At 68.0% G+C, this 24,150-nt stretch carries 28 protein-coding genes; 22 read left to right on the forward strand and 6 right to left on the reverse strand.

Going from position 1 to position 24,150, the window contains the following annotated elements; all coding sequences use genetic code 11:
• Nucleotides 1–414: 414 nt before the first annotated feature.
• From IPZ69_RS19375 to IPZ69_RS19385, 3 genes are all read right to left on the reverse strand, one after another.
• Nucleotides 415–1,569: a hypothetical protein gene (locus IPZ69_RS19375; protein ID WP_235455410.1), complete on the reverse strand. Its 1,155-nt coding sequence runs from the start codon at nucleotides 1,567–1,569 to the stop codon at nucleotides 415–417.
• Nucleotides 1,570–2,297: 728 nt separating this feature from the next.
• Complete coding sequence (locus IPZ69_RS19380) at nucleotides 2,298–3,059, reverse strand: GntR family transcriptional regulator (protein ID WP_235455411.1); 762 nt, start codon at nucleotides 3,057–3,059, stop codon at nucleotides 2,298–2,300.
• A 1-nt stretch (nucleotide 3,060) separates the two neighbouring features.
• The gene (locus tag IPZ69_RS19385; protein ID WP_235455412.1) at nucleotides 3,061–3,591 is read right to left on the reverse strand and encodes a UTRA domain-containing protein; all 531 of its coding nucleotides are present in this window, start codon (nucleotides 3,589–3,591) and stop codon (nucleotides 3,061–3,063) included.
• A 174-nt stretch (nucleotides 3,592–3,765) separates the two neighbouring features.
• On the opposite strand from IPZ69_RS19385, the gene IPZ69_RS47855 reads away from it, so the two are divergent.
• The 13 genes from IPZ69_RS47855 to IPZ69_RS19445 all read left to right on the forward strand — a co-directional run bounded on the left by IPZ69_RS47855 (nucleotide 3,766) and on the right by IPZ69_RS19445 (nucleotide 14,800).
• Complete coding sequence (locus tag IPZ69_RS47855) at nucleotides 3,766–3,948, forward strand: helix-turn-helix domain-containing protein (RefSeq protein WP_374293461.1); 183 nt, start codon at nucleotides 3,766–3,768, stop codon at nucleotides 3,946–3,948.
• Between the two features lie 328 nt (nucleotides 3,949–4,276).
• Nucleotides 4,277–4,939: a hypothetical protein gene (locus tag IPZ69_RS19390; RefSeq protein WP_235455413.1), complete on the forward strand. Its 663-nt coding sequence runs from the start codon at nucleotides 4,277–4,279 to the stop codon at nucleotides 4,937–4,939.
• A 241-nt stretch (nucleotides 4,940–5,180) separates the two neighbouring features.
• A complete protein-coding gene (locus tag IPZ69_RS19395) occupies nucleotides 5,181–5,435 on the forward strand; it encodes a WhiB family transcriptional regulator (protein ID WP_235455414.1) in 255 nt (84 codons plus the stop codon).
• Nucleotides 5,436–5,740: 305 nt separating this feature from the next.
• Nucleotides 5,741–6,088, forward strand: coding sequence for a hypothetical protein (locus tag IPZ69_RS19400; RefSeq protein WP_235455415.1), 348 nt, complete (start codon nucleotides 5,741–5,743; stop codon nucleotides 6,086–6,088).
• Nucleotides 6,089–6,464: 376 nt separating this feature from the next.
• A complete protein-coding gene (locus IPZ69_RS19405; RefSeq protein WP_308407504.1) occupies nucleotides 6,465–6,656 on the forward strand; it encodes a DUF5999 family protein in 192 nt (63 codons plus the stop codon).
• Between the two features lie 106 nt (nucleotides 6,657–6,762).
• The gene (locus IPZ69_RS19410; protein WP_235455417.1) at nucleotides 6,763–6,903 is read left to right on the forward strand and encodes a hypothetical protein; all 141 of its coding nucleotides are present in this window, start codon (nucleotides 6,763–6,765) and stop codon (nucleotides 6,901–6,903) included.
• 327 nt (nucleotides 6,904–7,230) lie between these two features.
• Nucleotides 7,231–8,946, forward strand: a complete 1,716-nt coding sequence (locus IPZ69_RS19415; RefSeq protein WP_235455418.1) for a DUF2637 domain-containing protein — start codon at nucleotides 7,231–7,233, stop codon at nucleotides 8,944–8,946.
• A gap of 114 nt (nucleotides 8,947–9,060) precedes the next feature.
• Entirely contained in the window at nucleotides 9,061–9,546 is a 486-nt protein-coding gene (locus tag IPZ69_RS19420; protein ID WP_235455419.1) for a hypothetical protein, read from the forward strand.
• Nucleotides 9,543–9,773 carry a carbohydrate ABC transporter gene (locus IPZ69_RS19425; protein WP_235455420.1) on the forward strand — a complete coding sequence of 77 codons (231 nt, stop codon included), beginning with the start codon at nucleotides 9,543–9,545 and terminating at the stop codon, nucleotides 9,771–9,773. Before IPZ69_RS19420 ends, IPZ69_RS19425 begins: the two co-directional genes overlap by 4 nt.
• Before the next feature lie 157 nt (nucleotides 9,774–9,930).
• Nucleotides 9,931–11,886 (forward strand): ATP/GTP-binding protein, encoded by a 1,956-nt coding sequence (locus IPZ69_RS19430; protein WP_235455421.1) that lies wholly within the window; start codon nucleotides 9,931–9,933, stop codon nucleotides 11,884–11,886.
• 18 nt (nucleotides 11,887–11,904) lie between these two features.
• Nucleotides 11,905–12,321 carry a conjugal transfer protein TraB gene (locus tag IPZ69_RS19435; protein WP_235455422.1) on the forward strand — a complete coding sequence of 139 codons (417 nt, stop codon included), beginning with the start codon at nucleotides 11,905–11,907 and terminating at the stop codon, nucleotides 12,319–12,321.
• Between the two features lie 88 nt (nucleotides 12,322–12,409).
• Nucleotides 12,410–14,521 carry a chromosome segregation protein ParM gene (locus IPZ69_RS19440; protein ID WP_235455423.1) on the forward strand — a complete coding sequence of 704 codons (2,112 nt, stop codon included), beginning with the start codon at nucleotides 12,410–12,412 and terminating at the stop codon, nucleotides 14,519–14,521.
• 90 nt (nucleotides 14,522–14,611) lie between these two features.
• The gene (locus IPZ69_RS19445; RefSeq protein WP_235455424.1) at nucleotides 14,612–14,800 is read left to right on the forward strand and encodes a hypothetical protein; all 189 of its coding nucleotides are present in this window, start codon (nucleotides 14,612–14,614) and stop codon (nucleotides 14,798–14,800) included.
• Between the two features lie 10 nt (nucleotides 14,801–14,810).
• Here the strand turns inward: IPZ69_RS19445 and IPZ69_RS19450 are convergent, their stop codons facing one another.
• Nucleotides 14,811–14,972 carry a hypothetical protein gene (locus IPZ69_RS19450; protein ID WP_171053419.1) on the reverse strand — a complete coding sequence of 54 codons (162 nt, stop codon included), beginning with the start codon at nucleotides 14,970–14,972 and terminating at the stop codon, nucleotides 14,811–14,813.
• Nucleotides 14,973–15,254: 282 nt separating this feature from the next.
• Here IPZ69_RS19450 and IPZ69_RS19455 point away from each other — a divergent pair, with 282 nt between their 5' ends.
• From IPZ69_RS19455 to IPZ69_RS19465, 3 genes are all read left to right on the forward strand, one after another.
• On the forward strand, nucleotides 15,255–15,752 hold the full coding sequence (locus tag IPZ69_RS19455; protein ID WP_235455447.1) for a hypothetical protein: 498 nt from the start codon (nucleotides 15,255–15,257) through the stop codon (nucleotides 15,750–15,752).
• 435 nt (nucleotides 15,753–16,187) lie between these two features.
• Nucleotides 16,188–16,418 carry a hypothetical protein gene (locus IPZ69_RS47860; RefSeq protein WP_374293468.1) on the forward strand — a complete coding sequence of 77 codons (231 nt, stop codon included), beginning with the start codon at nucleotides 16,188–16,190 and terminating at the stop codon, nucleotides 16,416–16,418.
• Nucleotides 16,419–16,583: 165 nt separating this feature from the next.
• Nucleotides 16,584–17,375 (forward strand): IS5 family transposase, encoded by a 792-nt coding sequence (locus tag IPZ69_RS19465; protein WP_235455425.1) that lies wholly within the window; start codon nucleotides 16,584–16,586, stop codon nucleotides 17,373–17,375.
• On the opposite strand, the gene IPZ69_RS19470 is transcribed toward IPZ69_RS19465, so the two are convergent.
• Complete coding sequence (locus tag IPZ69_RS19470) at nucleotides 17,332–17,883, reverse strand: hypothetical protein (protein WP_235455426.1); 552 nt, start codon at nucleotides 17,881–17,883, stop codon at nucleotides 17,332–17,334. The genes IPZ69_RS19465 and IPZ69_RS19470 overlap by 44 nt on opposite strands.
• 123 nt (nucleotides 17,884–18,006) lie before the next feature.
• On the opposite strand from IPZ69_RS19470, the gene IPZ69_RS19475 reads away from it, so the two are divergent.
• From IPZ69_RS19475 to IPZ69_RS19500, 6 genes are all read left to right on the forward strand, one after another.
• On the forward strand, nucleotides 18,007–18,819 hold the full coding sequence (locus IPZ69_RS19475) for an ATP-binding protein (RefSeq protein ID WP_235455427.1): 813 nt from the start codon (nucleotides 18,007–18,009) through the stop codon (nucleotides 18,817–18,819).
• Complete coding sequence (locus IPZ69_RS19480; protein ID WP_235455428.1) at nucleotides 18,816–19,310, forward strand: hypothetical protein; 495 nt, start codon at nucleotides 18,816–18,818, stop codon at nucleotides 19,308–19,310. The genes IPZ69_RS19475 and IPZ69_RS19480 overlap by 4 nt, the downstream gene beginning before the upstream one ends.
• Before the next feature lie 523 nt (nucleotides 19,311–19,833).
• Nucleotides 19,834–20,265, forward strand: coding sequence for a WD40 repeat domain-containing protein (locus IPZ69_RS19485; RefSeq protein ID WP_235455429.1), 432 nt, complete (start codon nucleotides 19,834–19,836; stop codon nucleotides 20,263–20,265).
• Nucleotides 20,266–20,524: 259 nt separating this feature from the next.
• Nucleotides 20,525–21,076, forward strand: coding sequence for a DinB family protein (locus IPZ69_RS19490; protein WP_235455430.1), 552 nt, complete (start codon nucleotides 20,525–20,527; stop codon nucleotides 21,074–21,076).
• A 99-nt stretch (nucleotides 21,077–21,175) separates the two neighbouring features.
• Entirely contained in the window at nucleotides 21,176–21,412 is a 237-nt protein-coding gene (locus IPZ69_RS19495; protein WP_235455431.1) for a hypothetical protein, read from the forward strand.
• 287 nt (nucleotides 21,413–21,699) lie between these two features.
• Entirely contained in the window at nucleotides 21,700–22,938 is a 1,239-nt protein-coding gene (locus tag IPZ69_RS19500; RefSeq protein WP_235455432.1) for a hypothetical protein, read from the forward strand.
• A gap of 164 nt (nucleotides 22,939–23,102) precedes the next feature.
• On the opposite strand, the gene IPZ69_RS19505 is transcribed toward IPZ69_RS19500, so the two are convergent.
• Nucleotides 23,103–23,840: a hypothetical protein gene (locus tag IPZ69_RS19505; protein ID WP_235455433.1), complete on the reverse strand. Its 738-nt coding sequence runs from the start codon at nucleotides 23,838–23,840 to the stop codon at nucleotides 23,103–23,105.
• Nucleotides 23,841–24,150: the final 310 nt, after the last annotated feature.

Raw genomic sequence — 24,150 nt, forward strand, 5'->3', positions numbered from 1 at the left:
TGTGCTCCCCGCGGGCGCGGGGATGGTCCCAGCTCGAAGCAGGGCATCACCCAGAGCCTGCGTAGATCCCCGAACCCGCCAGGGATAGTCGCGCGGACAAAGGGATTGGCCCCGAGCACAGGAAGGTCGTCGGCGGGCTGGCAGTCTGCTCCCGGGCGCAATAGCGGCGTGCAGGTCGTCCCCGCACGCGCGGGGGTAGCTCGCCGACGTCGGTCGGCGTCTCCGTCTACCCACCGTCGTCCCCGCGTGTGCGGGGGTGGCTCCAGCAGGTCGTTGCCGGACGGGGCGCCGGAGTTGTCGTCCCTGCGCGTGCGGGGGGCGCTCTACAACGAAGCCCTCGAACGGCGGTCGCTGCCCGTCGTCCCCGCGTGAGCGGAGGTGAGCCATAGATGTCCCTCGCGCAGCCGGTGGCGGTCAGGACGCAGGGATGGGGCAGATGGCTTCCGGAGACGAGGCGCGGGAGGCCAGTCCGGCTCGGGCGTTCTCGTCTGCGGCGTCAAGGATTTCTGCCGCCTTGCTGCCGTAGACGCGTATGGTCTCGTCTCGGCCGACGTGCAGCGCGAACGAACGGACCAGGGCCGCGTCTACAGCGTGGTGCAGGATGGCCCGGTCCCAGATGTCCTCCGGGATGTCATCCAGTGCTGGGTACTCCACGCCCTGTCGCATGTCCGGCTGGACCTTTTCGCGGGCTTGCTGGAAGGCGTTGTTGGGGGCCGTGCTGTGGCGCGCGGCCTGCTCGTAGTCGGGGCCCTGGACGATCGTCTTCTGGGTGGCTGCGTGGTCGTGGCGGCGCAGGGCTGCGGCGATGAGACGGTGTGGTGAGCGGGGCCGCCAGCGGCGTGTGCCTGCGGTGTGGCCGACCTGGTGGAGCCAGAGCACGATCTTCGGTTCGGACCAGCCCATGGCGACCATGTCCAACAGCACCCAGGAGAGTTGGTCGTAGCGGGAGGTCTGGATCCAGTGCACCTGCGGCCGTACCGACACGGCAAGACGGCGGGCCTGTTCGATGCGCTCGCTGGTGATCTTGTATCCGAGGATCGTGAGCCTGCGCTTCTTGCGGCGGGAGGAGATCTGGGCGGCTGCCCGCGCAGCGGTAGAAGAGTCTTTACCACCCACTACCTGAGCCTTTCCCACACACCTAACCCGAGTAAGGGAAGGGGTCTCACTGGGTGCCGAACTTCGGTGATCCACAGGGGGGTTATCCACAGGCTTCGCAGGCTGGACAGCGGCAGGAGCCTGGCCGCGCTGGTCGATGACAACGCGCGCGCTGTAGCCGCTCCCGACGATGCCGTGTCCCATGGCGTGGTCGTAGACCGGTGGGATCACCGCCGCGTAGACCGTCGCCGTACCGGCATATCCGCCCAGGCCACGCGCCCTGCGCACGTTGACCCTAGTGCCGTGCACCGCCCAAACGAGCGAGCCCATCTCACGCAGGTAGGACACGTGCCGGCCGATCGTTGCCCGCGACAACCCGAGCCTCGCTACCATGCCCGCGAGGCAGTAGCGCACCTGGCCTGTGTCGTAGTCCATCCGTGCCGCCAGGTCGCGCGCGACCGTCACTGTCGTCATCGACACACGCGGATGCAGGTCTGCACCCACCAGCCACTCGATCGATCGAAGCCACCACCGCGGCCCGCACCGTCGCGATTTGGTCCCTGCGACCACCTGCTCCGTCGTCGGCACAGTACGCAGGCATCCAAAAGCCCTTTCATCCTGTGACGACCGCGGAGAAAGAGCTACCGCCACGGCGCTCACCGGGCTCCTTGTGAGCGACCAGGCGGGCACTCCACCACGGCTCCGACGCATGGCAGCCGGCCTGATTGCGAGCAAAACTGCAACCAGGCGTAAGCCACAAAGCGTGCGATTCGGGCATGTGCAGGCCGGCAAAGGGCAGCACCCTGTAACACGGGTCTCGCCTTCCACTGCTACGAAGGAGGGCAGGACGAAGCGCCCTCCTGGCGCTTCGTCATTTGCGAGAGAGCAAGCGCGAACCCGCCGACGACGCCACCCCACCCGCAGCGCACGAGTCCGCTGGACGGGGACCCCCACGCACCCTTACTTGCGCCGTCTCATTGGCGTTTTAAAGAGACATCGACGTCAGTCACTCCACCAGCGACAGCGCCTACTCCTGGCGCGGCAGTATCCGATGAGCACAGACATGCCGCTCCCAGCTGCATGCTTGGCATTGGCTGCTCTTACGTCACAGACCGTAGCCCGTATTCATTCTTGTATCAAGCCTCCATGGTCGCGCACGCGAAAGCCCCCAGCCGACGGCCGGGGGCGAAGCTGGCGGTACTTCAAAGTTGGATGTGGTAGCCCATCTTGAAGCGGTGCGCCGGCTTGGTCAGGATGGTGACCTCGATCGGCTTCTCGTCGTCGCTATAGACAATGCGGAAGACCTCAAGCACCGGCACATCTCGGGGGATCTCAAGTGCCTCGTATTCCTCCGTTGTGGCCGGCCTGGCCGCTACCGCGTCGTCCTGAGACCGAGTCGGGTAGCCCATCTCGTGCAGCAGAGCCGGCGACCCGCCAGGGATAAGGCGCCGGTCTTCGAGGCGCGTTCCGCGCGCCAGCTCTATCGGGTAGTACGAGTGCACAAGCTCGGCTGGCTGGTCGTCGAGGAACCCAATCCGCGACCGAAGCGTTGCGGTGCCCTCCCCATCAAGACGGAGAGCACGCGCCACCTCAACTGGCGGTACAACTTCACCGACTTCGAGCATCCGGTACTTCCCGCGCTGCTGCCTCTTGGTGGCCTCTGTTAGCCAGCGGTACGGCTGCCCCGGATCCGAGGGAGCGATGTAGTGGGCGGGGATGATCGTCTGAGCACGCTCGTCGCGCACGAAGACGCCCACGCCCGCCTGCCCTTCGAGGAACTTCTCGTCTTTGAGAATCTGAAGAGCGCGCTGGATGGTGACGTTGGACGTACGGAACTGCTCTCTGAGCTTCTCGTTCGTCGGTACCTTCCTACCGGGCTCCCACTCGCCTGACATGATCAACTTGCGGATGTCGGCGGCAATCCGCTCGGCCAGTGGGCGCTTGTCCTCGTGCGGTTCGGGCATGTCAGTCGACCTCGACCTCGTAGTGGAGGCGACGAGGCGCCTTCATGACCATGTGCTGCACTTCGAATGGGCTCCCGCCTTCGCCAGCCGTTGCGCGTAGCAGGGTGAGCACAGTGGCCCCAGCGGGAAGCACGAGGGCTGTGCACTCGAAGTTGTCTGCTTCCCGGAACTCAAGGTCTTCGCATACGCGTCGAGCTCGGTAGCCAAGCTCTGCAAGCAGGGTCGGGGCGCCACCCTTGATCTTTCGCTTTTCTGCCAGAGCCGTTCCGCGGGCGATACAGAGCGGGTAGTACGAGTCGGCGAGCTCGATGGGGTCGCCGTCGAGCAGGATGACGCGTCGGCGCACAGCGGCCTTCTCGCCAGGGGAGAGACGGAGCGCTGCAGCCACTTCCTGTGGTGGGTCGACCTCCGCGACCTCAGTAAGTCGCTGGCTCCCCCGGTGCTGCGACTCTTCGCTCCAGGCGTCCACTTGCCCTTCCGCGCGAGGCGTTACGTAGGCGAGCGAGTCCGTTGGTCGCTGCATCTCGGCCATCTCTTGAGCCTCCCCTCGTATTGACGATGTGTCCCCTGACCTCCCCAACCTTAATCCCTTGATGCTTATGCCTGAGGGGTGCTGGCTGGCCAAATCTGCGCGCGATGCTTGCTACCTTATTCAGCAAGCTATTACTGTCTGTCGACAGATGCGAATCACTTGAACGGAGGCGCAGTGCTGCGAGTTCGAGACGTCGCGACGCACTTCCGAGTGCACCCAGCCACCGTCTACCGCTGGATCCACCAGGGCTTTCTCCCGGCCTACAGGAACGGACAGCCGTACAAGCCTGGAGACGGCGCGACCGGCACACTTCGAATCCCTGAGTCCGTTTTGCATGCTTCTGATCCCGAGAGCTAGCGGGGCAGGTCAGCCGCAGACTCTGCGGTCAGGGCAAACCGCCCCGTCACGCTCCAGCGCAGGAGGCCGCCACTCCTTTACCGCGGGTGGCCGGGGTTGAGAACTCCACCAACCTCCCCCGGGCTTCTGGGCGACACGCCCCTGCCACTCAACTTCATACGTCTGGTTGTCCGTGCTTATACGCCGGCCCGGGGTGACGAGTTCGACGCGGTCCTCCGAGAGCAGCAGCCAGTTGCGCCCCCGCAGCCGTTGCGCTGCCCGTCGATCAGGAACAGGGCCTGGTCCAGCTCCTGCCCGGCGGAGAACGCAACAGCAAGGGAGACACCTGATGCGCCACAACGGACGCACCCCCATCAAGGCCAGCACCATGCGGCCCGAACACCTCAGCCTCCGTGAGAACGAGCCCCGTATGGGGGTCTGCCCGCGCTGTCAGACCTGGCAGCGCCTCACACGCTCGATGATCACGCCGCACCGCGACGGCGTCGCCGCCCCGAAGAGCGGTGAACGCCGCTACTTAGGCGACAAGCCGGCGGGCGGGCGTCGTTGCCCCGGCAGCGCGCAGCGCATCGACATCGACATCACCCTCGAGCAGTGGAGCGAGCGCCTGCTCACGGCCGAGTCCACGGCCGTCGGGCGTCGCACAGTCCGCCCGATCCGTAAGCCCCGCCCGCAGGTGGCGCCCGCCCCGGTCCAGATGCCCGCCGCCACGCGCCCTCTGCGCGAGCAGCTTGCCGAACACCTTCAGAGCGACTGCCCCCGCTGCCGGGCTGGCCGCTGTGGCTGCGTCATCGAGCTGCGCCAGCGGATCCGTCGCACAGCCCAGATCGCCGCCGCTCCGGCTACCCCGATCTACGGGCAACTGCGGACTGCCTTCCGCGAGCACCGTGCCTCCTGCCCGCCGTGCAATAGCGGGGCCCCGTGTAACGCCAGCCGCCAGCTCGCCGCCCGCATAACCGGAATCGCCCGAAACCACTTGAGCCGCAACGCCTGAACAAACCGCGACGAACGACCACGGCCGCCGTCCTCCCGACGCACACAGGGAGGACGGCGGCCGTGGCTGCTCGTACGAACCGGACGACGACAGCCCCGACGACTTGAGACCCCCGGGGGCTGTCCAGGACCTGAGTGGAGGACCTGATGCAGACGAGCATCGCACGCCCGATCGGCACGACCGACTCGGATCCGGACATGGACGAGGCCTTGCGCCGTGTTCGCGAGGGACGGTGAGTGGCATGGACTGGCGCCACAACGCGGCCTGCCGCGAGGAGGATCCCGAGCTGTTCTTCCCGATCGGCGACACCGGCCCGGCATTCCTGCAGATCGAGGAGGCCAAGGCTGTGTGCCGCCGCTGTCCAGTCATCGAGCAGTGTCTGCAGTGGGCGTTGGAGTCTGGGCAGACCGATGGCGTCTGGGGCGGGCTGTCCGAGGCGGAGCGTCGTTCGATGAAGCGGCGTGCTGCGCGCCACCGCGCGCAAAAACAGAGGTGACAACTGGCAGCCTGCGCTGCCCGGCGCCCGTCGCCCCGCCTCGGGGTCGGCGGGCGCCGGAGTGCGCAGGGCGCACTCCCCGCCCGATCCGCTGCGGGGCCGCAATAGCGCGACGAACCCCCAGGGATTGCGCCCCTGGGGGTTCTTGTCGCAGGTCACTGTGGAAGGAACCGACCTGCATGCCCAGCATGACACTCCCTCTCATCATGGAAGAGCGGCCCTTACTCCCCACGCGTCCCAGCCCGCATGAGCGGGACGGCCGTCAGCCCTCCGAGCCAACCGGCCGGCCACACCCAGGTCAGCGCGTGGGGACTGAGGTGCTGCGCCGAGTTGTCGACGCGGAGATTGGTCCGCGTGGCGTGGGCGCGATCTATCAGAACGTCGACGGTGCGTTTGAGGTGCTGGCTGCTGTCCGCGACCCTGAGCAGGCCACCGGACTCCTGCGTCGGCGCGCGGGGTGGGCGCTGATCGTCAAAGACGTGCTGCAGCCAGGCAGCGAGCCGTTCGCCATTGGGTCGGTATGGACGACTTCCGATCACCTGGTCCGTGAGGCCCCCGCCGCGGTCGGCGGGCAGTGCTCGAAGTGCGGCGGTTGGTTCGAGGGCTGGTCCGGCGGTGTCTGCGACGCCTGCAAGCAGGGTCCGCGTGCCTGACGACCTGTATGAACCGCTACATGGCCGCCAACCGGGCCCGCCGCGGACACGAGCGGCAGTGCACGAGCTACTCGCCGGACACGCGGTGTCCGGAAGGCCAGCGCCTGTACGAGTCGTTCGAACGGCTCCAGGACGCGCACCTCAGTCGGCTCCGCAAACGGAGCTGACCGCCGCGCGGGACAGGCATCCAACTCGCCACCCTGCGGCTTTCTCCCCGGCCGACCGCCCGCCACGCGGGCGGACGGCCTTTCTCATCTCGCAGGTCCGGGATCGTCCCAAGCCTGCTCCCTCTCGTAGGAGGACCCTCATGGCGCGGACCATCCCGCTTACGACATCACAGGACGACACCGGCCTGCATCGCCAACTGCCGGACGTCCTGTGCATGCACACGCCGCGCTGCCCGACCGCTGACAGCGCGGACCGCGAGGCCGCGGCCGCCGTGGCCAGCCACCCGGAGCAGGGCTGGAGCTTGCTGTGCAACGGCGTCCTGGTTTTCGAGGACACCGGCGAGTTGCTCCCCGACGGCCGGGTTCTTTCTCCGCACCGTCCCCTCACGGTCACGGCCTGACGACTGCCTGATCCGCCCGCACCGACCGCTGATTCATGGCGGCCGGGTCGGGCGGTGACGGGGAGCCGGACAGCCCGGACCCAGTCACTTGCTGGAGGGATCCGCCATGCCCGACGACTTCCGGATGGACGTGTACCAGGGCCACTCCGCGCCGGACAGTCCGCAGTACGAGGCCAACCGGCTCGACTCAGCTGCAGATGTCCTGATCGCGAGCGCAGTTCTGGTCGAGGAGACAGACGAGGTCTGATCCGTTCTGGCGGCTGTCTGATCCGTCCGCACCGACCGTTGGCCCTTGGCGGCCGGGGCGGGCGGTGACGGGGAGTCGGGCAGGCCGGCTTCACTCGTGTCTGGCGGGAGCTGCGGGCAGTTTCGCGGGCATTCCCCAGCACGCTCCTGGACCCAAGGCCCGTACCCCGGGCAGCTGGCCTTCAGCACGGCCCGCTCCCGGAAGGCAACGGCCCTTCGATAGCCGTTTCGGCTCCGCCCACCGCCATTTCGAAAGCAGCCGCCCGCGTTTCGGGAGCGGCCCCCACGGTTTCTCGCACCCCCTGAACGACCCTTTTCGGAGGCCCTCATGACGATCACTGATGTGCCGCGGGGCGCGGCATCCGGTACCCCCGTTTCGCGCCCGCCGACTCCCGTTTCGGATGCCTCCGAGAGCGTTTCGGGAATGGCCGGAGGCGTTTCGCGGACACGGAAGCGGAATCCGATCAAGCCCAGGCGCGACGGCCTGATGGCCGCCTTGTCGCTCGCCGCCGCGCTCGGCGGGACGCTGGTCGGCGTTATCGGCTTCGCCATGTCCTACAGCACCCTCGCTGAGGTGGCCCTGAGCTGGGGGTTCACTGAGAAGCTGGCGCCCTGGTTCCCGGTCGGCGTGGATGCGAGCATCATCGCGTTCCTCGCGCTGGACCTGTACCTGATCCGCAAGGACACCCCGTGGCCTCTGCTCCGGCTCGCCGCACACGCCATGACCGGCGCCACGATCTGGTTCAACGCGTCCTCGCAGGGCCGCATCGCCGCCGACCCGGTCAAGTCCGCAAGTCACGGCGTCATGCCGCTGCTGTTCGTGATCGGAGTGGAGGCCGCTCGGCGGCTGTTCATCAAGAAGGCACAGCTCGAAGCCGGTACGCACACGGACCGGATCCCGCTGCACCGCTGGATCCTCTCTCCCATTGCCACGCCGCGGTTCTACCGCCGGATGCGGCTGTACGGGGTCTCCAGTTACCCCGAGATGATCCGGCGCCAGCAGGAGCTCATCGCCTACGCGCAGTGGCTCAGGCGCAAGTACACCGGCGACCTCTCCAAGGCGAGTGAGGATGAGCGGCTGCCGCTGAAGATGGCTGCCTACGGTTACACCGTCTCTGAGGCCCTCGCCCTGCCTGAGCAGCAGGAACGCGAGGCAGAGGAACGAGCGGAGGAAGCCGAGCAGCGGCGGCTGGACGCGGAGACGCGCCGCGAGCGCGCGCAGAAGAAGGCCGAAGCCGACCGGCTGGAGGCAGACGGCGAGTTGGAGGCTGTCCGGGCTCGGGTGGAAGGCAAGACCGCGCAGGCCCGAGCTCAGGCCCGAGCCCAGGCCAGCGCCGCAGAGCGGGCCGCTGAGCTGGAGGAACAGGCGATGGAGACGGCCGTGGTCGCGGACAGCCGCGCCCGCGAGGCTGAGGGGAGGCGCAAGGAAGCTGAGGAGCGCGAGGCGAAGGCCGCCGCGGATGTCCGCGCGGCCGAGCTGGAGAGCCAGGCAGCCGAGAAGCGGAAGGAAGCGGCGGAGGCAGACCGAGTCGCTGCGGTGGAGGGCCGGGCGATCGAGACGGCCAAGGTCGCGGAGGCGCGGCGGCGTGCAGCCGAAGCCGATCGGGCCGCTGCCGAAACGGAGGAGGCTGCTGCCGAAGCCCGTCGCCGGGCTGCCGAATCCGACGGGCTCGCGGCGCAGGAGGCCGAGCGCAAGGCGGTTGCCGACGCCAACACGCAGGAGGCACGCAAGCGGGAGGCCGAAACCGAGTTCGTTACTGCCGAAAGGCGGCTGGCCGCCGCCGAAATCGAGCGGCGCGCAGTCGAAATCGAGGACGTCGCGAAGCTCACGCCGCGCGAGCGGGCGATCCGGAAGGTGGCTCGCATGGCATTCGCGGCCGGCCTGGTGACCGTTGGTCTGGAGCCCGACGGCATCCATCGTGAGCTGTGCCGGGTGATCTCGATCGCTGACATCCAGCGCGAGATGGCGGTCTCCTCCACAGACACCGCGTCGAAGTACCGCCAGGAGGCAGCCGACTTGCTCGTAGGCGGATACCGCCCCTGACCCGTACTTCCGGCACCACCAGTGAGGGTCAGCCCGCTCGAATCGGGCTGACCCTCCGCTGCGACTGCCGGAAGCAGTCCCAGATCCCCCAGTACAGCAGGAGGAATTCTCGCCGTGAACAGCAGTAACGACCCGAATTACTCGCCCCTGCGCGACGTCGCGCAGTCCCCGGAAGCGACCGCCCGGTACCTGGCCGACATCCAGCGGGTCCTGCTGGACATCGGCTCCAACCTGGAGGTTCTCGCCCGTGAGACGCGCGTGCATCTGCGCGAGACCCACGTGGAAGGGGACCGCTGGTACCACGCCCGGTTGCGCGCTCAGCCGGTCGAGAAGGCGCTGAAGAACGTCCTACGGCACCTGAACGGCCTGACCGGCGGGCTGGAAAAAGCGGCATACAAACGCAACATCTTCACCGACGAGGTGAAGGCACTCCCGCAGAAGCGAAAGGAAAGGGAACTGGAGAAGCAGCGAAAGAAGAATCCGCAGCTCCAGGCCGCACAGAATTCTATGCAGCAGCAGGGTGAACATCAGGCATCGAATCAGGGTCATACCGTCCCTGCGTCCATTTACGACCTCGGACGGAACCGGGAATCCGCGTGACCCGGCCGCTTCTAAAATCCGAGCTCACGGCGCAGCGTTCCCGCGAATATCTGCTGAGCCAGCGGGAGTCTTTCCTCCAGAAACACGGCGAGGATCTCGGCGCTTTCTATTTTCTGATGATGTTGGTGCAGACGCACGGCAAGAAGGCGATGAAGCGCGGGGACGTGGCGGCGCTGCGGGCGCTGTATCGCGATCTCCACGCCGTCTACCTCAAGCACACCCAGTAACCGGCCGCCACGCCTGCGAAGGGGGCCAGCCGCACTCGGCAGCGGCCCCTTGCCGTGTCCCAACGCCCAGGCGCCCACACACCCACACGCCCAGGCGCGCGCACGCGTACGCGAGGTGGTCACGCACTGCCAAGCCCGAACCGAAGGAGGTGAGGCCGTGTCGGAGGACGAGACCGAGGGGCGGCTCATCAGCTTCCCCCAGCCCGGGGGCGTACTGGACCGGCCACCTGACCTCGCTGACCCCGGCCGGCTCTTCCCGGCACCGGATATTTCGCCGGAATCCCCGGAAGAGACCACCATGGATCTCCCACCCATTCCGGCAGCCCCTGATCCGGAAGTCGCCCTCAGGGCGGATGGAATCCCGTCCGCGGAGCCGGAAGAAGAAACCGGCGAAGAGGAATACGACAGCGAATATGAGCAGCCGCGCTCTCTCGCCGACCGGCTGGGTGACTGGCTGGAATACCGGATCGAGGCAGCTCGGGCGCGGCATGAAAGCGAAGCGCCGTTCCGGGAAGCGGAAATAGCGCGCAAGGTTGCGCTATTGGAGGCCCGCACCGCTCAGGAAACCGCGCTGATGGAGCAGCGCGGCAAGCTCCATCAGGCGGTGATGAAAGCGAAGGCCGACAAGGCGGCCGCACGCGGCAAGGCCGACGCGGATTGCACGCGGTCGTCCAGCTCGGGCATGGGCGCAGACAAGGGCCGCTCAAAGGCCGGCGGCGGCGGCGGCGGCGCCCCGCAAGGGGGTGGCAACTCCCCCAAGGGCACGGGGAAAGGCCCTGATCGCTCTGCAGGTGGCCGTAGCGGCGGCTCGAAGAGCAACGAGTCACCCGGCGGCTCCAAGGGTCGCCAGAACGTTCCCGGTGGCTCTGGCCCAGGCAAGAATGGCGGTTCGGGCAACTCCGGATCGGGCAAGGGCGGTTCGAAGGGCGACGGCGGTAAGACGTCGAACTCATCGGCCTCCAGCCCGGCTCAGGAGCGGGCCCGCGCGGACAAGCAGGCCGCCCGGGAGGATCGCCGCAGGTCCAAAGCCGAACGAGCCGCTGCGAAGCAGGCCAGGCGGGACGCGGCGAAGGCCGGCGACACCGGCCGCACCACGCTGGGCGCGGCCGTGGCGGAGGAAGCCCAGCGTCGCTGGGACAAGCGCCGCGCGGACGCGAAGGACAAGGCCGCCAAGGACGGCGACGGCAAGAAGGCGAAGCCGGACACCGACGCCAAGGACGCGAAGGACGGCGACGGCGCCAAGGATGCCGACGCCACCACCAAGAAGATGCCCAAGGACGGCCCTGAACCAGCCGCTGACGGCCTGCAGGACGACTCAAAGAAGGACGGTGAGAAGCCGTCTGACGGCTCTGGAGGGAAGGACGGCGCCAAGAACCGCGGAGACCAGCGGTCGTTCGGCCAGCGGATCAAGGACAAGTTCAGCAAAGGCGATCCCACATCCTCTTCGGGCGATTCGAGCGGCGAGCCCCGCCAACCTGACGACAGGTTCGGATGGGAATGGCCTGGCCACGAAACCGGAAAGCCGAAGTCCGAACCGGCTGAAGATGACATCGAGGATGCGGTGATCGTTGACGACCCGGCCGATCCCTTCAAAGCTGGCGTCTCCAGCGTGGCCGGCCTGCCGCCCGCACCGGAACCGCACGCCCAGCGGCCTGGAACCACCCGACCAACTGCACAGGAGGACCCCGTGACGGAGGTCAACAAGACCGTGTCGGGCCAGGCCGGTATGGCGGCCCAGCACCGTACCGACATCACCTTCGGCGAGTACCTGACGGAGATCGTAAACATCGCGATCGCCGCAGAGCTCGACAAGGACCGCGCCCAGGACCTGGCCGTCGCGCTCGGCAAGGTCGCCGACGCCCTGCGGGACATGGCCGCCGACCTGGTTGGTGACCACAACATCGCCACTGAGGTCGTCGACCAGATCACCGACCTGGCCGACGCCGCGATGCGCATGAAGCAGCTGGCCGAACAGTGCGCCACCGAGTGCGAGGTCGCCTCCGAGGCCGCCCGGATCGCGGCCATGTCGGTCGGCCGGACCTACGGCCAGGACATCCAGGCCATGGACGACGCGGGCCTGGCCCACGCCTCCGCCGCCGCCCACCACGACTAGCAGGAAGGAAGGCCGCTGATGAGCAACCTCACGCCCCACACCGGCGGTGGCGCTGCTGCCCCGACGGACAGCGACAACCGGTACAAAGCTGTCCAGCACAAGCTCAAGGCGCTGGGCCAGGCCATGGACCTGGCCGAAGGCGAACTCGGGACGCTGCTGCTCGGCATGCAGAGGAACGCCGAGCGCGCCGAGGGCCTGGCGGTGGACATCGCCAACGCCGAAGTCGACCGCAAGTTCGTGGAGATGACGAATCAGGTTGCCGTCGCCCTGGGCGGCGCCGCTGTGGAAGTCCACAGGCTCCACGAGACGGCCACCGAGGTGTCCGGCCTCGCTCACGACGCGCGGCGTACGCACGCGCGGCTGTACGAGGCCCTGGACGACATCCGCTCCAGCCGCCCCGAGCGCACCCCCAAGCCGGGTTTCCTCGTCCGCTGACTCGACCCCCGCACCCCGCCAGCTATGGGCCGTCCCGCCAGCATGGCGCGGGCCGCCCAGCGCGCCTCTTCCCGAAGGAGAAACGCCCGTGTCCGTGCCGCGCAGCGTCGCACTGGAGCGCACCCTGTACACCTTGGCCGCGCCGGTCCTCGCCGCGGCCCCGAACCTCTACCCCGACAGCCGGGTGAACACCGTTATCGGGCTGGCGGGTGCCACCGGCATCGGTGGCGGGGTCCTGGCCGCCCGAAGCGACAAGCCCGGCGCAGGACGCAGGATCTTGCGCTGGTCCCCGCTGGTCCTGGCGGCCGCGGTCGATGTCGCCGCCAAGCACACGCCCGGCTGGGGTCCGTGGTGCCTGGACGCGCTGCTCGCCGCCGGATGGGCCGCGGCCGGCCTGCTGGTGCTTCCGTTTGCCCGGCACACCCGCCGCCACCACCGGCCCGCCCTCGCCACCCCGGCCCCGGCTGCGCAGCTGGAGCCCACCCCCGAGCCGTCCCCGGCGCAGCCGGACGACGGCGCCGACCCGTTCACCCGCCAGGTCCGTCAGCTGTGGGAGCTCCGCGGCATGCCCGGCCGAACCATCGTGGTCAGGGCCACCCCGCACCCCGGCATGCCGAACGATTTGTCGTTGTTGCTTCGCGCGTCCGAGGCCGGACGGCCCATCACCGGCCTCAAGGAAGACGACATCGCCGCCGCGTTCGGCGTCGACGCCACGGACGTGCACATGGAGGCGGTGGCCCGGCAGTACGGGCGCGAGGGCGGCCCGGCCTGGAAGGAAGTCCATGTCACCCCCGATGCGGCGGAGCGGCGCCTCAAGGCCCCCACCGCCCGCGAGTGGTGGGCCGACCGGATCGGCGGCGCCGGCGGCCCCGTGCCCGGCTCACAGTGGGTCAAGGAGGTCCGCGACAAGCAGCGCAGGGTTACCCACTACATCGCCCAGGTCTCCGACGAGATGGGCGAGCCGCGCGTCAACCAGCATGCCCTGGCCGCCGCGCTGAAGACCGGGTACGACGAAGGCCGGATGTTCGTCACCATCGACGGCAACCAAGTCTTGGTCTCCCTGTGGGACTCCAGCCCGCTCGCGCAGACTTTCCCCGCCACTAGGGAGCTGCTGACTCCGGACAAGGACGGGCGCTGGGTGACCGGCTACCTCGGCAACGGCCAGCCCGCCCGCAACCGCGTCTATACCGACCGGGGCGCCGCCCACGGCCTGTTCGTCGCCCCCTCCGGCGGCGGCAAGACCCAGTTGATGAGCCTGCACGTCGCGGCCGACGCCCTGTTCGGAGCCGTGGTCTGGATGGCCACCGAGGCCCCGGACGAGAAGACCCTCGCACTGGGCGAGCACACCGCCCGCTACGGCGTCGGCGCGCTCTACATGATCCGGCTCCTGCGGGCGTTGGATGCGCTGATGGAGATCCGCGGCGAGATGTTGTGGGAGGACGGCCTGGTCCACGACTGGGATCCCGGCCGGGCGGGTTGCCCCTACCGGATGCTGTCCGCCTACCTGGATGAGTTCCTCTCCGCTGCCCGCGACGGCCTGTATGGCGCGGAGATCATGGACCTGGCCGAGCGGGTGTCGGTCAAGGGCCGCAAGTACGGCATCGGCATCAAGGTCGCAGGTCAAAGCGTCTACGTCCAGGACGGGTTCACGCAGTTGTTGTGCGAGAACCTCCGTGAGAATTGCATCCCCGTCGTGCTGAAGGTGGCGCCGAAGAAGGTGTCCGACATGTTCAAGGCCCTCGGTATCCCGTCCGAGTACATTCCTGATCCCCTCCCCCGCTCGTTCTCCTCTGCGGAGGAGGGCCGGATCGAGCGGGTGATGCGTGGCGAGCCGGAGCCGCCCGCCGACTCCAACACGGGCGGGGCCGGCTGGATCGTGGAAGCCAAGCAGCCCGAGGTCCTGCGCACGTTGTTCATGGATTTCAAGGCCGGCATCGACGGCTACTTCCCCAACACCATCGCCACCCTGACCGAGCGCGAGATCCGCGAGCTCGACGCGCGGGGCCTGTGGTTCGACTGGAACGAGCCGCCCCGGCCCGGGGAGTTCGGCCCCGAGCCCAGCGACGACGAGGACGACGACGCGTCCAGGAAGGGCGGCGGCAAGCGCCGTAGCGGTGGTGGGACGTCCGCAACGCGCCGCGACGCGGTCACCTCAGCCCGCCAGGCGCTGGAGGCCATCAAGAACCTCTCCGGCGTCTGACTCTCCCCCGCCCCGCTCATCCCCGGGGCCGGCCTGCCCGAGCCCGGCTGGCCCCATCCCACCCAGATCCCGAAGGAGGCACCACCCGCCGTGGCCCTTTCCATCTCCGCCGCCGTGCTGTTGGGCGTCATCGTCTTCGTCCTGATCAAGGGCGGCTACGTCCGCTTCGGTTCCATGCTGGCCTGCGCCCTGTTCGGCTTCACCCTCGCCGCGACCGGTCTGGCCCCGGTCATCAACAGCGGACTCGTCTCGCTAGCCGGACTGCTCTCCAGCTTCTGACCGCAGGGAACTATGCCTCGGTCCAGGGCGGGTCGGGGGTGTAGTTGAGTCCGTCGCAGAAGCGGCAGTCCCACTCCGAGGGGATCTCCCACTTGTCGACCCAGAAGCCGACCTGCTTGCCCACGAAGTAGTTGTCCCCACCGCACCACCCGCACTCGAAGACGAACTCCACCCGATCCCCTTCCCCGCGCCGGTTCGTTCGAGGATGCCGGGGATGCGGGTGCGGTGGCTACCCGCCCGTTCCTGCCCCAACTACGCCGAGTGGGCTGGAACTGCGGGGCACTGAACTACACCCCGCCCAGCACCCAGCGCCCCTCAACGCGCCACGGCGAAGGGCGCCGCCGGAGTTCGTGTCCGGCGGCGCCCTTCGCCGACGCGCGTCCACTCCCCCGCGCGCCCTCCCGGCCACCGCGGCCAACAGGGTGCTCCCTTTCGCGTGATCGGAGAGAGCCCGATGGACCCCCTGCACGCTCAGCACGGCATGCCCGAGTCCGGGTCCGAGGCCGCGGCCGAAGCCCGCCGCCTGATCGACGACTGGGCGAGCAAGCCCGTCCAGCACCACCCCACCTCGTTCCGCGACGACACCCAGCCGCCGGCCTTCGGCACCACCCCGCCCGTCAAGCAGGACGACCGCCGGATCGTGCCGGCCTGGGCGGCCGGGATCGCCGTCGCGAGCATTGGCGTCGGCGCGGGTGTCACCGGCATCGGTTGCGGGGCCTGGCTGGTGCTCCAGGGCCTGGCCTCCGTCACGCTCAACGGCGTTCTCATGGTCACCCTGCCGTTCGCGGGGCTGGCCATGGCCGCCACCGCCGTCGGCGGCGTGATCAGCAAGGTGCGCTCCGCCGTCACCAGGAACGTCTACGAGGGTCCGGTCACCCATCACACCGAGATCCACAACAACAGCACCACGCGCGGGGCGTTCTTCGCCCGCACCCGCAACGAGATCCGCTGACCGGCTCCGGCCGCCCAGCCCGCCGAAGACGCCCCGGACAACGTGCACCCGCTCCAAGCGCTGACCCGCCGCCCTGCCTGGCTCTCGCCCGCCCTGCGCGGGCGAGGACCGGACAGGCCGACCGGCCGCCTCACCACGCCGCGTCGACGGACCGGCTGTCGGCGGGGCGCAGCACTGCCCGCCACCAATCTGTTGGAGGACACACCGTGCTCATCCCTCGCCCGCGCCGCCGGATCGGCAGGCCCCGCCCGCAGCGTCCCGGCCCGCGCCACCCGCACCGGCCCCACCGGCTTCCCCGGGCCTGGAGCCGGTGATGCCGCACCTCGGAAGAACGACGCCTCCCGCCCCTGCACGAAGCCGCCGACCTCATCACCGCCCAGGCCGGGCAACCCTCATTCGGGCTGCCCGCGCCCTTGATTCCCAAGGAGTTGCCGAATGACCGCCCTCCTCTACCCGGATCTGCCGAAGAACGCCCTCGTGGTGCTGATCGGTGCCTCCGGTGCCGGGAAGTCCGTGCTTGCCGCGACCTGGCCGCCCAGTCAGGTTGTCAGCCTCGACAGTCTGAGTGGCTGTTGTCGTTCCGATCTTGAGGGCTGCACGTCGAACGGGAGTCTCGATCGGGTGGTTGCCGCCGGCTGCGGGCATGAAGGCAGGGCCTCTTGGTAGCTCGGGGTTGCGAAGCCAACCGAGATCCAGGAGACCCTGTTGCCGCAGTTGTACGTGTTCGCGCCGGTGGAGTTCAACTCGGCTGCACCGACGTGTGATTGTGTCGCTCACCGGTTCGGAAACGCGGTCGATCACCCGGAACGTGTTCGGCGGTATCCCTCGGACATGACGGACGCGGAGTGGGCCGTGGTCCGGCCGCTGCTCCCGGTGCCGGGCTGGTTGCGTGGCCGGGGTGGGCAGCCGGAGGCGTACTGCCACCGGTCGATACTCGATGCGATCCGCTACCTCGTCGACAATGGCATCAAGTGGCGGGCGATGCCGGCGGACTTCCCGCCGTGGGACCGGGTCTACGCGTTTTTCCGCCGCTGGCGCGACCATGCCCTGGTCAGGGAGTTCCACGACCGGCTGCGCGCCAGGGTCCGCGAGAGGCTGGGCCGCGACGCGGAGCCGAGTGCGGGTGTGCTCGACTCGCAGTCCGTCAAGGCAGACGCCGTCGTCGGCGCCGACAGCCGCGGCTTCGACGGCGGCAAGCTGATCAACGGGCGCAAGCGGCACGTCGTGGTCGACACGCTCGGCCTGCTGCTGGGCGTGATGGTGACCGCCGCGGACACCGGCGACCGCATCGCCGCCCGGGTGCTGCTCGCGCAGGTGGCCGACACGCACCACCGCCTCGCCCTCATCTGGGCTGATGGCGGCTACACCGGCAGCCTCGTCGAGTACTGCCTGGCCACGCTCGCGCTGGTCCTGGCGATCGTCAAACGCAGCGACGACATGCGCGGCTTCGTGGTGCTGCCCAAGCGGTGGATCGTCGAGCGTCTCTTCGCCCACCTGATGCGCACCCGCCGCATGGCCCGCGACTACGAACGCCGCACCACCAGCGCCGAAGCGATGGTCTACTGGTCGATGATCCTGCTCATGACGCGCCGCCTGGCCCGGCCACACTCTGGGCGAGGGTGAACCTGCCCGGCGCAGGCTCGGCCAGCCAGCCGCGCGCGACCAGGCGTTTCGCCTTCGACCGCAGTGCCTCCACCCGTGCCGGCACCGCGTCCAGGCCGAACAAGGTGGCCAACTCTTGGCAGGTCAGCGGCCCTTGATGGAGCCGGCCCCGGTCCGCCAGGGCCTGAAGGATGCGCTGGTAGTCCACCGACAGCACCGACCAGGCCAGCCCCTGACGCCACACCGGCACCTGCGACTTCGGCTTCACCGCATCCGGCACCTGCGACGTCTTTCCGGTCTGCTCCCCGGCGGCCGGCGCGGTCCCCTCAACCCGGGCGTGGTCCTGCCCGCTCTCGTCCGCCGGGGCCAGCACCTCGCCAACCCGCGAGCAGGCGACGGCCCACTCCTTCCATTCCCGCTCCGCCACGGCCAGCTCGGCCTGGATACGGTCGGCCTCCTCCCGCAGCTCGTCCACCCGACGGCGAGCACCCAGCTCACGCTGTTCCAACAGCCCGACCACCGACGGCATCCACGACCTCCCAGGGAGCGACAGCACGACAGGCCACTACTCCCACCGAATCACCGACCCCACGCCCGACCAGCGGAAACGCGGCGATCACGTCCGGAAAGACAACAGCTTCTGAGGGGCGTCATGGCTGACGACTGCGGTGATCAGAGCGCCACGGCCGACGCGGTCGACACGATGCTCCTGATCGTGAACCGCAGGCTGGCCCGCGGCTTGAACACGGTCGTGGACGCCACGAGCGTCTTGGCCAAGGACAGGGCCCTGTTGGTCGATGTGGCACAGAAGCACAACATGCCGGTCATCGCGGTCCTCGTTTCCACCCCGCTGCCCGTGTGCATCAAGCGGCAGCAGACCCGGCCCGCCAACCGGAGGGTGCCCGAGGACACGATCACCGCCCAGCACCGGGCCATGGTCCACTCCTATTCGAACCTGCGCAGCGAGGGCTTCAACGACGTCGTCTTCTCCGACAGCCTGTACCGGCTGGAGCCGTTCCTGGAGCAGATCAGCAACCTCCGGATCCGGGAGCTCGGACAGGGCGGTGATGACGGCTTGGGCGACCTGATGCTCCCCCGCCGGTTCTTCGGTCCTGAACTCCTGTCGCTGTGGCGGTGGAAGGACGGCTCCGCCCTCGCCGGAGACGACCGCGTCGCGGAGATTCGCATCGGCCAGCAGTACCTCACCCTCGACCTGCGCACGGACGTCGACGGCGAGGGCAGTATCGGCTTCGAGGTCCTGCTGCCCTGCCCCTTCGACGATGAATGTGACGGTGAGGCGTGGGCGCCGGCCTACACGGTCACCGACCTGTGGGGCGCGCTCACCGGCGACCGCGACCAGGACCCGGACATCGTGTGCACCGTCCACGGCAGCTTCGACGACGTCGACCAGGAGGCCGACGACCACGCTGGGCAGGCTCTGCACGAAACCTCTGGGAGCGTGTGATGACCTTCCGTGGAACCAGCGTTTTTCCTGACTGGACGGACTGGCAGCTTGCCCGGGAGCTTCTGCGTCACGTCGGCTGCGCCGATGGCGAGCAGCGCATCGCCGAGCTGTTCACCGAGGAAGAGGTCCGCCGGGTCAACGCGTACTTGGCCGCTGGCCGTCCCGACACCGACCGTCTGACCGCCATCGAGACCCGGCTGAAGGCCGTCCCTGACGGCTGGCGGCAGCGGGAAGCCGACGCCGGTCTCATCGAGGACGCCGACGGACACCCCATCGCGGTCCTCGGCACCAGCGGCGACGTGCAGCTTCGCCTCGGGGAGTTCCTCGCCTCTGCCCCAGCCGACGCCGAATGGCTCGCTCAGCAACTGAGGTGGGCGTGGACGCAGTTGGACAAGCTACGCGACCGGATCGACGACGCCGGAAGCCTCATGGTCCGCACCCACGTCGAGACCGCTATTGGCTACGTCCGCGGCTCACGAGAGACGGGATGAGGTCCCAGCCGCCTCACCCGCACCCGCACCGGTGAGGTGGCCCGCCGCGAAAGCCGGCCTCTAGCACAACCTCATCCCCTATCGAGATGCGGAGAACACATGCCCCTGCCAGATTGGCTCACCAGTCAAGTCACGGCCGCCCAGGCCGAAGGCGAGGCCGATGGTACGGCGTGGACCGTCTACGTGACCACGGATGACGGCCTCGCCCAGATGGCCGGTGCTCATGACCGTGAGCATGCTCAGCGTTGGCTCGACGAGTCTGGGCGCACGGGCCTTGTAGCCCCCAGTCCCCGAGACACCGCCTGACGACTCCGGTGTCTGTCGAGAGGGGCCGCCCGCCTCGACGCGTACGTGTTCGCCCCGGTCCCGGCCACGGCCACGGCCTGACGGACCTCCGTCCTCCCCGGCCCCAAACGACGGAGCCGTGGCGGGCGCGGTGGCCCTGATCTGACGGGTCCGCGGACCGCCCGGACCATCCCCTTACACAGCAAGAGGCGCACCCCCCCGGCCTGGACAGCTTGGGGTGCGCCTCTCCCACATCCGCCCTCACGGGCGGGAGGAGGTTTCATCATGCCTGCACCCAGCGTCTTACGGCAGCCGTCCCGCGTATTCCTCGCCACGGCGGCCGTGCACCCTCCTCGCCACCGCCAGCAGCGACGGCACGGTCCGGCTGTGGAACCCGGCCACCCACAAGCTCATCGGCCAACTCACCGGCCACCAGGACGCGGTCCACGCGGTGGCGTTCTCGCCCGACGGCACCCTCCTCGCCACCGCAGGCCACGACCGCACGGTCCGGCTGTGGAACCCCGCCACCCATGAACCCATCGGCCAACCCCTCACCGGCCACCAAGGCACGATCCTCGCGGTGGCGATCTCACCCGACAGCACCCTCCTTGCCACCGCAGGCCACGACACGGTCCGGCTGTGGACAACCCCTGCTACGGCACGGATGTGATGTGCCTCAAACATCTGACCGGCACAATCGCCCTCAATCCGGAGCGGCATGCCCGGATACCTCGCGGTCTTGAGGCTGAATGGGGGGTCCGCTGGCGAGAGCTAGAGCATGGCTCGGGCGAGGATGGCAACGGGTGCCTGACGTTCCACCGCTGGTCCGCGCGCCCCGTTCACCGGCCCGAATCGTGCCAGTCCGCACTCAAGTCCCGGAATCCCACCGCGGGTTCCGGTGGCGGTCGCCCGGAGCCCATGATGTGGCCATGAAGATCCCCGACCGACGCGTCGAACTGTTCACCGGCACCGGCAGTGTGGACCGGTTCAGCGGCCCCGCGACCGGCGACGAGCGGGACATGCTTGTGGCTATGTTGGACGCCCAACGCGCCATCCTGAAGCTGAAGTGCTTCGGACTGGGGCCGGAGTTGGCCCTGCGGTCCGTTTCCCCGTCTTCGCTCTCCCTGCTTGGCCTGGTCCGGCATCTCGCCGACGTGGAACGCCGCTGGTTCCGGGCCGTGCTCGCCGGGCACGACGTCGAGCTGCGCTTCTCCTCCACCGACGTTCCCGAGGGCGACTTCGACGGCACCAGCCCCGACCCCGAGATCATCGAGACGTCCTGGGCGGCCTGGCACGCCGAAGTCGCCTTTGCGGGAGCGTTCGTCGCCGAGGCGACGCATCTCGACATCGAGGGCCACGACCCCTGGCGGGGCACGGTCTCCCTGCGCTGGGTGCTCATCCACATGATCGAGGAGTACGCCCGTCACAACGGACACGCCGACCTGATCCGCGAACGGATTGACGGCGCCGTCGGGGTGTGACGCCGGGTGGCTGCGCTGGGCCGTTTTCGGCTTCGGTCGTACAGATGAAAGTGAGACAGCAGCATGCACGTTCATTTTGAAGCCGTAGACCCAGAGAAAATGATCAGGTTCTGGGGCAGCATCCCGGGTCATGGTGCGTACAGCGTCGGCGAAGCGAAGTCCCCGGCCGTGCTGCCGGTCGTCACCGTCCTTGCCGGAACGATCGCCGAACAGGTTCAGATACTGATCGGCAAAGGCGCCTCTCTGGTGGAACTCCACGATCCCGTGCAAGCCCTGATGACGGATCCGGAAGGCAACAGGTTCATGGTGGCGCTCGACCCCGATCACGAAGCATGACGTTCTCCAGCGTGGACGCAGCCCGGCGCACGCCACTCACCCTTTAAAGGGCGGCGGGTGGACGATCCGGTGTGGGGCGCGTTGTTGTGCACGGACGGACCGGTTGGACCTGCCGTATCGAGTCGTAAACCAGGCCGCGTGAGTCCCGCCACAGCTTCCCGGCATCCGCTCCATGGAACGGGGGGTTTGAACCAAGGGGCGCTGCCTTCCGTTGTGCTGACGAAGCATTCAGCAAGGTAGGTGGTCCGCCGCAGAGACCGTCGCCTTCACACAGGGAGGGTATCCACGTGACCACACCACAGCAGTCGCAAGCAGATGAATTCTACGAATATCGTGCCGAGGAATTCGGGCGCACCTACTATCTCGAATCGGCGACGAACACCGTGCACGGCTTCAGAAGCGACCATGACGGCCAGTACTACCGCTACGTTCCCGCTGATGAGCTCCACGAGGGCTACGGGGTGTGCGCGGCAGCAGACAGGACAACCTATCTCTTCGACTCGTTTCCAAATCAGCCGAAGGCATGGGATCTCCAAGGCAATGAAATCGCAACCACCCCGCCCTACTCTGCCCAGGAAATCCAGGAGATGGCCGCGGAGGAGACTGCTCAGGCTGCGAGCACACCCCTGCCAACAGAAGCCCGGTCCCGAGATCGAAGCGCGGGACGAGCACAGGCGATGAACGAAATCTACGGCAGGCTCAACGTCGGCGAGAGAGGGGTATTCGTAGCACCCGTGCTGTATGTCAACGGGCAGCATGTCGAGTTTCCCGAGGGCAGCAGGGTCTTCAAGTCCGGCCAACCAAGCCCCGGTAGGGTCGACGACGGGGACAGTTACGCGAACATTGAGGTCGCAGGACTCAATGTTGAGATGGGGGCATCACAGCGTGATGCAGAAGTCGCTGCTCTCGACACAGTCCGTAACTACCTCGGGACTCAGCAGCTAGGCAAGGAGACCGCCGGAATTCGGGTCGACCTGGTCAGTAACGTCGGTCCGTGCGACGGCTGTAAGTGTCGGATGCAGAAGTTCTCCGAGGACGTCTCCCTGGAATTCCCCGGTGCCCAAATCACTGTCGCGTCGATCTACAGCAAGGGCAACCAGGGACCGTACCTGGATACCCAACGTAGGGGCCAGGACACGACGTACGGGTATCCGATCGGCGCGGATGCGCTCAAAAGCTCAAGCGGCAACTTTCAATACTATCGCTGGGAGGGGCAGCCGCGTCCCATGCAGGAATGGATGAATGACGCATCACTCCAGGCCGCTGCCGGGATCACCCAGGAGCGCCCCCGATCGCCGCAAGGTCTGGGGACGCCTCCGTCCGACAACTCTTCGCGGAGCCAAGGTTCGAGCCCGGAAAGAACTTCTTCGCCCACGGACGGCACAACCATGACCGTCACCCAGGCGGCACAGATGCGATCCCCCGGCAACACATCTCACGGTGGGAATGCGCACACAGGGACTCTGCCGCCCCAGGCCCAGGGGCCGGTCAGCAACAACCATCGCCAGGCAGGTGCAAGGCGCTGACCGAACCTTTGCTGCGCCAGTAAATCCTCGCCGGCCTCACCGGGACCAGCGTCGACAACGCGACAGACTGGACGAACTTCATCAAGCACAACTGGCCGGCTACGTCGCCAGCCGTCACAGCGACGGCTAATCACTCGCATACAAAGGCCTCGCCGGTCGCGCTCCTACTGCGGTCGCATGAGGTCCAAGTCCTCACCCCATGCATCCAGCACCGCGCCGTGCCCGGCTTGCCGGGCCACTGTCTCGACCTGGGCGAAGAGGCCACGCTGGGTGGACACGTCGCCCGTTCTGGAGATGCGGTCCGCGACGTCGAGCAGCATGGCGGTATCCCAGTCGGGCAGCGGGAATCGCGCAAGCTCCCATTCCAGATACTTGTTGTAGGGGCGGGGACGACGGTCGAAAGCGAAGAGCAGCTCGAGTAGAAACCGGATGCTGTCGGCGGCGTCGAGTCGCGCCGCGAGCGCATGTCCGTCGCGGTCGTTCTTGACCGAGCGGTAGAGGGAGTTGGCGTAGGCATCGAGCCATTTGCCCGCCTCCCGGAAGGCTTCATCGGCATCGAGCTGTGCCTTGCTGGCCAGGATCTGGGCGATGACTCCGTCGAGCCGATCAAGCACGATCTGGGCCCGGGCGAGGGCGTATCGCTCGAAGCCGGGCATTCCGGCGGAGCGGAACTCGTCGAGGGAGATGATGACGAGGTCGAGTCCTGGAGTGCGGTGACCCGCGAACCGAGTGAGGGCCGTCGTCTTGCCATCATCTAGAACGACGTACAGGTCGTGGTCAGAGTGCTCGGTGGCCGTGCCCTCGTGGGCCCGAGAACCCTTGAGGACAAGGCCGACGACAGCTGGATCAGCGGTCGCGAGTTCGACAAACGCGTCGTAGGTGATGGTCTTCTGAGCAGTCATTGCTGATCTCCGGGTGGCTACGGCTATGCCAGCTGGGCGGTCCCGAACGCATCAGGGCCGCCCACCGTCTGCGGCGGGGCTTGGCCGCCGCCCGGAAGATCAACGCACACGCGGACATTACCGTCCGGCTAGCCGGAAGGTCTCGCATTCGGCCGCCTCAAGCACGACGAGCGCGCAGATCGGTCTTGAGCACCGGAAGGTCAACGCGCAGCCCAGGTGCGGAGAGGTGAGCGCAGCCGCTGTCGGTGGAATACGACGGCATCGGAACACGTGCTCTGCACCAGTACCGCTCAAGTCGCTCGACAGCTGC

The organism is Streptomyces olivochromogenes, assembly GCF_021538895.1.
Taxonomy (GTDB): Bacteria; Actinomycetota; Actinomycetes; order Streptomycetales; family Streptomycetaceae; genus Streptomyces; species Streptomyces olivochromogenes_A.

Bases quoted from the DNA above. Each gene is read 5' to 3' on its own strand.
- IPZ69_RS19375 (WP_235455410.1), bottom strand. From the start codon at position 1,569: ATGACGACAGTGACGGTCGCGCGCGACCTGGCGGCACGGATGGACTAC.
- IPZ69_RS19505 (WP_235455433.1), bottom strand. From the start codon at position 23,840: ATGACTGCTCAGAAGACCATCACCTACGACGCGTTTGTCGAACTCGCG.
- IPZ69_RS19455 (WP_235455447.1), top strand. From the start codon at position 15,255: ATGGACCCCCTGCACGCTCAGCACGGCATGCCCGAGTCCGGGTCCGAG.
- IPZ69_RS19410 (WP_235455417.1), top strand. From the start codon at position 6,763: ATGCCCGACGACTTCCGGATGGACGTGTACCAGGGCCACTCCGCGCCG.
- IPZ69_RS19490 (WP_235455430.1), top strand. From the start codon at position 20,525: ATGAAGATCCCCGACCGACGCGTCGAACTGTTCACCGGCACCGGCAGT.
- IPZ69_RS47860 (WP_374293468.1), top strand. From the start codon at position 16,188: ATGACCGCCCTCCTCTACCCGGATCTGCCGAAGAACGCCCTCGTGGTG.
- IPZ69_RS19495 (WP_235455431.1), top strand. From the start codon at position 21,176: ATGATCAGGTTCTGGGGCAGCATCCCGGGTCATGGTGCGTACAGCGTC.
- IPZ69_RS19415 (WP_235455418.1), top strand. From the start codon at position 7,231: ATGACGATCACTGATGTGCCGCGGGGCGCGGCATCCGGTACCCCCGTT.
- IPZ69_RS19385 (WP_235455412.1), bottom strand. From the start codon at position 3,591: ATGGCCGAGATGCAGCGACCAACGGACTCGCTCGCCTACGTAACGCCT.
- IPZ69_RS19395 (WP_235455414.1), top strand. From the start codon at position 5,181: ATGGACTGGCGCCACAACGCGGCCTGCCGCGAGGAGGATCCCGAGCTG.
- IPZ69_RS19390 (WP_235455413.1), top strand. From the start codon at position 4,277: ATGCGCCACAACGGACGCACCCCCATCAAGGCCAGCACCATGCGGCCC.
- IPZ69_RS19465 (WP_235455425.1), top strand. From the start codon at position 16,584: ATGACGGACGCGGAGTGGGCCGTGGTCCGGCCGCTGCTCCCGGTGCCG.
- IPZ69_RS19435 (WP_235455422.1), top strand. From the start codon at position 11,905: ATGAGCAACCTCACGCCCCACACCGGCGGTGGCGCTGCTGCCCCGACG.
- IPZ69_RS19470 (WP_235455426.1), bottom strand. From the start codon at position 17,883: ATGCCGTCGGTGGTCGGGCTGTTGGAACAGCGTGAGCTGGGTGCTCGC.
- IPZ69_RS19380 (WP_235455411.1), bottom strand. From the start codon at position 3,059: ATGCCCGAACCGCACGAGGACAAGCGCCCACTGGCCGAGCGGATTGCC.
- IPZ69_RS19475 (WP_235455427.1), top strand. From the start codon at position 18,007: ATGGCTGACGACTGCGGTGATCAGAGCGCCACGGCCGACGCGGTCGAC.